The following is a 6,654-nucleotide window of genomic DNA, read 5'->3' on the forward strand; positions in this document are numbered from 1 at the left end:
CCCCGGCCCCCCATACGGCCGGGCGCCCGCTCACGCGAGCGGGCGCCCGGCGGGCTGTTCCGGGGGCCGTGCCGCTACCAGCCGGCCTGCACGGTCCGGGCGATGTACTCGCGCTGCTCGTCGGTGACCCACGACCCCACCGGGATGCCCACGATGCGCGGCGCCACCCGCTCCAGGCCGGGCAGCAGCGAGCGGAACTCCCGCACCGCCGCGTGCCGGTCGTTGGGCTCGTGGATACTGCCCGCCATGATCCCGGCCTCGTCCATGCGTTTCAGGAACCCGCTGCGGTCCTCCACCTTCATCGGGTACACCCAGAACGACGACTCGTGCTCCGGTGCACGCTCGGTCAGCTCCACTCCGGGCACACCAGCCAGCTCCCGGTCGAAGAACGCGGCGTTGTCCTTGTGCCGCGCCACGACCGCCTCCGCCGGTTCCAGGTTGCCCAACCCGATCGCGGCGTTGAGGTCGGTCATGTGGAACTTGTACCCCCACTCGGCGACATCGGGCGGGTTGCGCAACCGGTCGGCCGTGCGGTCGATGCCGAACCAGCGCAGGCGGCGCGCGCGGGCGTCCAGCTCCTCGGTGGGCAGCACCACCGCGCCGCCGTCGCCCGTGGTCAGGTGCTTGACGGCCTGGAAACTGAACACGCACGTGTTGCCGTGGGAGCCCACCGGCGCCCCGCGGTACCGGGCGCCCCAGGCGTGCGCGCAGTCCTCGATCACCGCCGGGCGGAACCCGAACTCCTGCTCGGCGCGGTCCAGCACCGCCGCGAGCCGGCCCAGATCCACCGGGTACCCCGCGAAGTGCACGACCACGATCGCCCGCGTGCTGGGCGTGATCTTGCGGGCCAGGTCGTCCAGGTCCACGTTGAGCGTGGCCGGGTCGACGTCGACCCACTTCGGGCGCAACCGGTTGGCCAGAATCGTCCAGTTGGTCGCCTCCATGGTCAGCGGCGTGGTCAACACCTCGCCGCCGCCCTGGTCGAGCGTTGCGGGACCGCCCGGAGCGGCCGCCAGCAGGTGCAGCGCCAAGTGCAGCCCGGAGGTGGCGCTGTTGACCGTGACGGCGCGGCCGCCGCCGATCTTCGCGGAGATACCCCGCTCGAACTCCTCGACCTTGGCGCCCTGGCCGATCATGCCGCTGGAGAGCACCTCGGCCGCCATGGCCGGCGCCTCGGGCGCCATGGCCACCCGGAACATCGGGATCATCGGGCTTCCTTCCCGCTTCTGGCGTCGTAGAGCTTCCGGCAGTCGGTGTAGTCCGGCAGCAGCCCCTGATCGCGGGCCTGCGCAAAGGACGGGGCGGTGCGGTCCTTGTCGGACAGCAACCGTTCGGACGCCTCCGGCCACGGCAGGCCCAGCTCCGGATCGAGCGGGTTGATGATGTACTCCGCGCCCGGCTGCCACGGGCTCGAACACAGGTAAACGACCGTGGCCCGGTCGGTCAGCGGCGCGAAACCGTGCGCCATCCCCTCGGGCAGGTACAGCGCCCGCCGGTTCGCGGCACTCAGCTCCACCGGCGTGTGCCGGCCGAACGTGGGCGAACCCACCCGGATGTCGAAGGCGATGTCGGTGATCGCGCCCTCGATGCACATGACGTAGCGCGCCTGCCCCGGCAGGGCCACCGCGTGCATGCCCCGGATGGTGCCGTACTCCGACGCCGAGCAGTTCACCTGGGCGACGGCCAGCTCGTGGCCGGTGTGCTCCTTGAACGCACCCTGGTTGAACGCCTCCAGGAAGTGCCCGCGGTCGTCGGGGAAGATCTTCGGGGTGATGAGCAGGTTGTCCTTCAGGTCGAGCTCGGAGATCTCCATCTGCGCGCTTCGGCCCCTTTCATCGTCGGTTCGCGGCGGGTGCGCTCGTGGGGGCGCGGGACGGGCCGGCGGGCTACAGTGCCTCCCCGGGCACTGTGCCGTCCGCGCCGTCCTCGCGGAACAGGTTGATCGCATCGGAGTGGCGGGCGCGCAGCTCGGGGTCGTCGACGCCCAGCCCGGGGCGCGGTGCCAGCCCCAGCACGCCGACCTTGCCGCTGTGCGTGTTCTCGTGCACGCGGCGGGTGGCAACGCCGACGTCCTCCAAGCCGTAAACGGCCGACAGCGTGGGGTGCACCTTGCCCTTGGCGATGAGGCGGTTGGCCTCCCACGCCTCGCGGTAGTTCGCGAAGTGGGTACCGACGATCCGCTTCAACCCCATCCACAGGTAGCGGTTGTCGTACTGGTGCTGGTATCCGGACGTGGACGCGCAGGTGACGATGGTGCCGCCGCGGCGGGCCACGTACACGCTGGCGCCCATGGTCTCCCGGCCCGGGTGCTCGAACACCACATCGGGATCGTCGCCCCCGGTCAGTTCGCGGATCCGCGCCCCGAACCGCTTCCACTCCTTGGGGTCGGGGGTCTGCGGGTCCTGCCAGAACCGGTAGCCCTCGGCCGCCCGGTCGATGACCAGCTCGGCGCCCTGCGCGCGGACCAGGTCGGCCTTGCGCTCGCTGGAGACCACGCACACCGGGGTCGCACCGGCGCGCAGCGCCAGCTGGGTGGCATAGGACCCCAAGCCGCCCGCGGCACCCCAGACCAGCACCACGTCGCCGAGTTTGATCCGGGCGCCGTTGCGCGAGATCAGCTGCCGGTAGGCGGTGGAGTTCACCAGGCCCGAGGCCGCCGACTCCTCCCAGGCCAGATGGCGCGGCTTGGGCATCAGTTGGTTCGCCTTGACCAGGCTGACCTGGGCCAGGCCGCCGTAGTTGGTCTCGTAGCCCCAGATGCGCTGGTCGGGGTCGAGCATGCTGTCGTCGTGGCCGTCGGCCGCCGACAGCTCCGCCGACAGGCAGTGCGCCACCACCTTGTGGCCGGGTTTCCACCGCTGCACACCCGGGCCGGTCCGCAACACCACCCCGGACAGGTCGGACCCGAGCACGTGGAACGGCTGCTCGTGGTGGGCGGCCTCGGGCACCGCCTTCGCGTAGCGCTTCAGAAAGCCGAACGTGGGCACCGGCTCGAAGATCGAGCTCCACACGGTGTTGTAGTTGATGCTGCTGGCCATGACCGCGACCAGTACCTCGTTGGGCCCCGGCTCGGGCGTGGGCACGTCGCGCAGCGTCAGTGCCTTTGCGGGATCGCGCTGCTTGGCCGGCACCCCGGCGAACATTTCGGTGTCGCCCTCGTGGACGACCGCGCCCCGGTAACTGTCCGGGACCGGCAGATCCGCGACCGCCGCGGCATCGAACTCCTCGGATAGAAGGGCGTCTGCGATTTCCTGCATTCGGTTTCCTCGGGAAGGTCGGTTCTGCACGGAAGTCGGTCGCCGTCCGTTTTCCGCCGACGGGTGCGCGGTCGCTCTCAAGCGCCGGGGCAAGGCGCGGGCGGGTACACAGGCCCCTGGAAAACGCGCGGGCACGGGCCGGAAAGCCGCCGGCGGGGCCAGGGCGCTCGGTAGCCGGGTGGGTTAACCGGTCGGCACCGGCGTCCCGTATGCAGGGCAACGATATTTTTTCGCCCTTCCGCCACCAACCCCTACGGTTCCCCTATCCTCCGTTCAACCGCGGGCGTTTTTCGGTACGGGTCCGCGCGAGCGCCGGGCGCAATGGAATTTCCCGCGGCCGGATTGCACCGGGGGGAGCGGGGACGGGCGGGAGCAGGGGCGGGGGCGGCGGTGCCGGGCGTCCGCTCCGGGGCGCCCGGCACCGGCCTCACGCCGAGCCGAGCTGGTCGTCCAGAGTCGCGAAAAGCTCTTCGTCGGAGAGCGCATCGACGTCCGCGCCGTCGTCCTCCTCTCCGGTGCCCGCCTCGGCCGCCAGTTGCACGGCCCGGAACCGGTCGCCGATCCGCGCCCGTTCCCCGGCCGACAGCTCCTGCTCCCGCAGCAGCCGCTCCAGCTCATCCAGCCGGTCCAGGATCCCGGCCGGCGAGCCGTCGTCCGCCGGTGCCAACCGCTCCAACAGCAGCCGTGCCAGCGCCAGCGACGTGGGATGGTCGAACACCAGGGTGGCCGGGAGCTTCAACCCGGTCGCCTCCCGCAGCCGGTTGCGCAGCTCCACCGCAGTCAGCGAGTCGAAACCGAGTTCGTTGAACGCCCGGTCCGGCTCCACCGCATCAGCGGCGGAGTGGCCCAGCACCGCCGCGGCCTCCGACCGGACCAGCGCCACCGCCGCCCGCTCGCGTTCGGCCGGCGGCAACCCGGCCAGCCGCTGCGCGAACGCGGCACCGCCGCCCCCGGACCCGGCGGCATCGCCGCCGCTACCGGTATCCGCCTCCTCCAGCGCCCGGGCGAACTCCGGCACCGCCTCCAGCAGCGGCCGCCGCCGGGCGAGCGTGAACGCCTGGGCGAACCGCTGCCAGTCGACGTCGGTGACCACCAGATGGGACTCCCCGATGCCCAGCGACCGCCCGATGCACCGGGCAGCGGCCTCCGGCGCCATCGGGCGCATCCCGATCCGGCCCAGTCGCTCCTGGACGGTGCCCTCCATCATCCCGCCGCCGCCCCAACCGCCCCAGGCGATCGAGGAGGCCGCGAGCCCGCGCGCCCGCCTGCGGGCGGCCAAACCGTCCAGGAACGCGTTGGCCGCCGCATAGGGCGCCTGCCCGCTCGAACCCCAGACGGCGGCTCCGGACGAGAACAGCACGAACGCCTCCAACGGGCCGCCGCCCGCGTGCCGGACCGCCGAGTCCACCACGGAGTCCAGGGCGATCGCCCCCGCCACCTTCGCCCTGCCGAACCCGGCGAAGTCGTCCAGGGAGGTCTGCGGGACCAGCACGTCCTCGTGCCCGGTCCCGGCCGCGTGCATCACCGCGGTCAGCGGCGGGCCGTCGGACAGCGACGCCAGCAGCAGCCGCACCTCGGCGGTGTCGGTGACGTCGCAGGCGGCGATCTCGACGGCCGCACCGGCCTCTTGCAGCTCCTCGCGCAGCCGTTCCGCACCCGGCGCGTCCGCGCCCCGGCGGCTGACCAGTACGATCCGGTCGGCTCCCTCCTCGGCGAGCCAGCGCGCCACGTTCGCACCGACGCCGCCCGTACCGCCGGTGACCAGCACCGTGCCGTGCGGCCGCCACACCGGCGCCGCCGTCGCAGCGCCGCCGGCCGCAGCGGCCCCCGCGGCGGAGGCGGGCGAGCGCACCATGCGCCGCACGTGTGCGGTGCCCGAGCGGATCGCCACCCGGTCCTCGCCTCCGCCGGCCGCGATCGCACCGTGCAGCAGCGCGACGTCGGCCGCCGACGGCTCGGCGGGCACATCGACCAGACCGCCCCAGGTGTCGGGCTGGTCCAGCGCCAGGACGGCGCCGAGGCCCCACACGGCCGCCTGGAACGGGTCGGTGTCCGCGGTGTCCCCGGGGTGCTCGGGGAGGTCGGGGTGCTCGGCGCCGGCCGCGGCGCTGTTGCCGTTCCCGGAGCCGTCGCCGAGGGTGACCGCGCCCGAGGTGGCCACCCACAGGGGAGCGGTGACCTGCGCATCGGCCAGCGCCTGCACGAGAGTGACGGTCGCCGCCATCCCGCGGGACAGTGTGGTGTGCTCCGCGTGCGGCTCGGTATCGAGCGGCAGCAGGCACAGGACCCCGGCCACCTCGGGCCCATCCGCGCCGCCGCGGGCCGCCGCGGCGACGGCCGCCGCCAGGGTCGCGCGGTCCTCGCCACCCACCGCGACGGTGCGCAGCGCAACGCCCCGATCGGCGAGTCCGTCGACGATGGCGCGCACCTGCTCGGCGCCGCGCACGGTAGCGGGAGCGGCAGGTGCGGGCACCGCCACCAGCCAGACGGAGCCGGCCGCCGTGCCGGAGGCCGGGGCCTCGTCGGGGACCGCGATATCGGCTGCGCGCCACACCAGCCTGTACCGCCACCCATCGGCCGCGGACCGCTCCCGCTCCTGGTCGCGCAGCGACGACAGGGCGGGCAGCACGCTGCCCAGCGCATCGGCGTCCACCTTCAACCTCGCCGCGAGCGCCTCGGGCTCCTCGGCGGCCAGCGCAGCCCAGAAACCGTCGTCCGCAGCCGCGGAGGGGCCGGAGCCGGACTCCCGGCCGTTCGTTGGTTTGAGCCAGTAGTGGTGGTGGTCGAAGGCGTAGGTCGGCAGGTCGGTGATGCGGGCGCCGGTGCCGGCGAACACGGCGTCCCAGTCCAGGCGCATGCCGCGGGTGTGGGCGGTGGCCACGGCCTCGACCAGGGTTTGGGTTTCGGGCCGGTCGGGGCGCTGGGCGGTGAGGAACACCGTGTCGGGGTCCTCGCCCACGCAGGCGGGCCCGTGGGTGCTCAGGGCCCCGCCGGGGCCCAGTTCCACAAACACGGCGGCGCCGGCGGTGTGCAGGCGGGTGAGGGTGTCGGCGAAGCGGACGGTGTTGCGGGCGTGGGCGGCCCAGTAGTCGCCGTCGCCGGCCTGGTCGGGGGTCAGGGGGGTGGCGGTGAGGTTGGAGATGACGGGGATGGTGGCGGGGTGGGCGGTGATGGGGGCGGCGGCTTGGCGGATGCCCTCCAGTGCGGGGTCCATGAGGGGGGAGTGGAAGGCGTGGGAGACCTGCAGGCGGCGGGTGCGGCGGCCGCGGGTGTGGAAGTGGTCGATGAGGGCGTCCACGGCGGTGGTGGTGCCCGAGACCACGGTGGTGTCGGGGGAGTTGACCGCCGCGATCCCGACCACGGGCCCTTCCCCACCGGCGCCGTGACCGTTCAAGCT

At 73.4% G+C, this 6,654-nt stretch carries 4 protein-coding genes; all 4 read right to left on the reverse strand.

Annotation, left to right across the window (positions count from 1 at the left end; genetic code table 11):
• Nucleotides 1-74 precede the first annotated feature (74 nt).
• Entirely contained in the window at nt 75-1,208 is a 1,134-nt protein-coding gene (locus tag ACYVD5_RS27890; protein WP_461004146.1) for a DegT/DnrJ/EryC1/StrS family aminotransferase, read from the reverse strand.
• Complete coding sequence (gene rfbC / locus ACYVD5_RS27895) at nt 1,205-1,813, reverse strand: dTDP-4-dehydrorhamnose 3,5-epimerase (protein WP_461004147.1); 609 nt, start codon at nt 1,811-1,813, stop codon at nt 1,205-1,207. The genes ACYVD5_RS27890 and rfbC overlap by 4 nt, the downstream gene beginning before the upstream one ends.
• A gap of 73 nt (nt 1,814-1,886) precedes the next feature.
• The gene (ccrA, locus tag ACYVD5_RS27900) at nt 1,887-3,257 is read right to left on the reverse strand and encodes a crotonyl-CoA carboxylase/reductase (protein WP_461004148.1); all 1,371 of its coding nucleotides are present in this window, start codon (nt 3,255-3,257) and stop codon (nt 1,887-1,889) included.
• Nucleotides 3,258-3,684: 427 nt separating this feature from the next.
• On the reverse strand, nt 3,685-6,654 hold a 2,970-nt coding region (locus ACYVD5_RS27905), incomplete at its 5' end, for a type I polyketide synthase (RefSeq protein WP_461004149.1).

The sequence above is a fragment of the Streptomonospora sediminis genome (assembly GCF_054778995.1).